This window comes from Sphingomonas sp. RS2018 (assembly GCF_054489605.1).
The window spans coordinates 2,501-5,000 of the sequence record NZ_JBTMWL010000009.1 but is presented as its reverse complement, the minus strand read 5'-3'; the positions used below and the strand labels follow the sequence as shown (position 1 = coordinate 5,000).

1 rRNA gene (only partly in view) is annotated in these 2,500 nt (G+C 53.6%); it reads right to left on the bottom strand.

Features of this window, described 5'->3' with window-relative positions:
* Nucleotides 1–2,282, bottom strand: a 23S ribosomal RNA gene (locus ACX40P_RS15055) (it extends 512 nt beyond the left edge of the window).
* Nucleotides 2,283–2,500: the final 218 nt, after the last annotated feature.

The following is a 2,500-nucleotide window of genomic DNA, read 5'->3' as shown; positions in this document are numbered from 1 at the left end:
CTGCTCGACTTGTCAGTCTCGCAGTCAGGCTGGCTTATGCCATTGCACTCTAACAGCCGGTTTCCAACCGGCCTGAGCCAACCTTCGCGCGCCTCCGTTACTCTTTAGGAGGCGACCGCCCCAGTCAAACTACCCGCCACAGAGGGTCCCTGATCCAGTTTCATGGATCGAGGTTAGACATCAGAAAACAACAGGGTGGTATTTCACCTATGGCTCCACGTCAGCTGGCGCCAACGCTTCAAAGCCTCCCACCTATGCTACACAGTTCTTTCCTAATGCCACTCTGAAGCTGCAGTAAAGGTGCACGGGGTCTTTCCGTCTAACCGCGGGTACTCCGCATCTTCACGGAGAATTCAATTTCGCTGAGCATGTCCTGGAGACAGTGGGGAAGTCGTTACGCCATTCGTGCAGGTCGGAACTTACCCGACAAGGAATTTCGCTACCTTAGGACCGTTATAGTTACGGCCGCCGTTTACCTGGGCTTCATTTCGGAGCTTGCACCCCTCCACTTAACCTTCAGGCACCGGGCAGGCGTCAGACCCTATACGTCGTCTTGAAGCCGACTTAGCAGAGCCCTGTGTTTTTGCTAAACAGTCGCTACCCCCTGGCCTGTGCCCCCCATCAGAGCTTGCGCCTAGATGGGGCCTCCTTCTTCCGAAGGTACGGAGGCAATTTGCCGAGTTCCTTCAGGACACTTCTCTCAAGCGCCTTGGTATACTCTACCTGACCACCTGTGTCGGTTTCGGGTACGGTCTATACGGTGGGGCTATTTCCCGGGACAGTTTCGAAGCACGTCCAATCCGATAAGGACGTACAACACACACCATCCGTCACACACCACCAGGCCCACGAATATTAACGTGGTTCCCATCGACTACCCCCTTCGGGCTCGTCTTAGGGGCCGGCTCACCCTGCGCGGATTAGCCTTGCGCAGGAACCCTTGGTCTTTCGGCGAAAGGGCATCTCACCCTTTTTATCGCTACTCATGTCTGCATTCGCACTTCCGATACCTCCACCGTCGGTTACCCTTCGGCTTCACAGGCTTACGGAACGCTCCGCTACCGCGTGTACTTGCGTACACACCCTAAGCTTCGGTGCACGTCTTGAGCCCCGTTACATCTTCGCCGCAGGAACCCTTATTTAGACCAGTGAGCTGTTACGCTTTCTTTAAAGGATGGCTGCTTCTAAGCCAACCTCCTGGTTGTTTTGGGATTCCCACATGCTTTCCCACTTAGACGTGACTTGGGGACCTTAGCTGTAGGTCAGGGCTGTTTCCCTTTTGACGACGGACCTTAGCACCCGCCGTCTGTCTCCCGGATATCACTCCTAGGTATTCGGAGTTTGGTTAGGTTTGGTACCGCTCGCGCAGCCCTAGCCCATCCAGTGCTCTACCCCCTAGGGTGTTCGTCCGAGGCTCTACCTCAATAGATTTCGCGGAGAACCAGCTATTTCCCGGCTTGATTGGCCTTTCACCCCTAAACACAACTCATCCGGTAACTTTTCAACGTTAATCGGTTCGGACCTCCAGTGCGTGTTACCGCACCTTCATCCTGGTCATGCCTAGATCGCCGGGTTTCGGGTCTAATACACCAAACTCTGTCGCCCTATTCAGACTCGCTTTCGCTTCGCCTACACCTAACGGCTTAAGCTTGCTTGGTACATTAAGTCACAGACCCATTATGCAAGAGGTACGCGGTCAGGGCATAAAACCCCTCCCACTGCTTGTAGGCAATCCGTTTCAGGTACTGTTTCACTCCCCTCATCGGGGTGCTTTTCACCTTTCCCTCACGGTACTAGTTCGCTATCGGTCATGTACGAGTATTTAGGCTTAGAGGGTGGTCCCCCTATGTTCAGACAGGATTACACGTGTCCCGCCCTACTCAAGTCCTTCAACATCAGTTTCGCATACGGGACTGTCACCCGCTATGGTCACACTTTCCAGAGTGTTCTGCTACTTGAATTGAAGGCACTGGCCTGGTCCGCGTTCGCTCGCCACTACTAACGGAATCTCGGTTGATGTCTTTTCCTCCAGCTACTGAGATGTTTCAGTTCGCCGGGTTCGCTTCACCAAAGCTATTTTATTCACTTCGGTGATACCTTCCCCAATTAACTCACATGCTGATCGCTCAACACACGGATTAATCGGTGAAAGTGGGTTTCCCCATTCGGAAATCACAGGATCAAAGTTTGCTCACAACTCCCCTGTGCTTATCGCAGCGTGCCACGTCCTTCATCGCCTGTACATGCCAAGGCATCCACGAATTGCCCTTACCTCACGCTTGAGAGTCCACACCACCAACGACAGCGCTGAGCATCGCGAAGAACCTGTAAAAGGTCGGACGCAATACAACTCGGCAAACGCTGCCCGGTACGGTGTGGTTGATTATCTCAGCCTTGTTTATGATCGACACCGGCTCCGTATCGATCCGAACCGAAGCTCGAACCCATGCCGAAACCGACGCCGTCACGGCATCGATTTGAAAAACCCATTCACAATGTC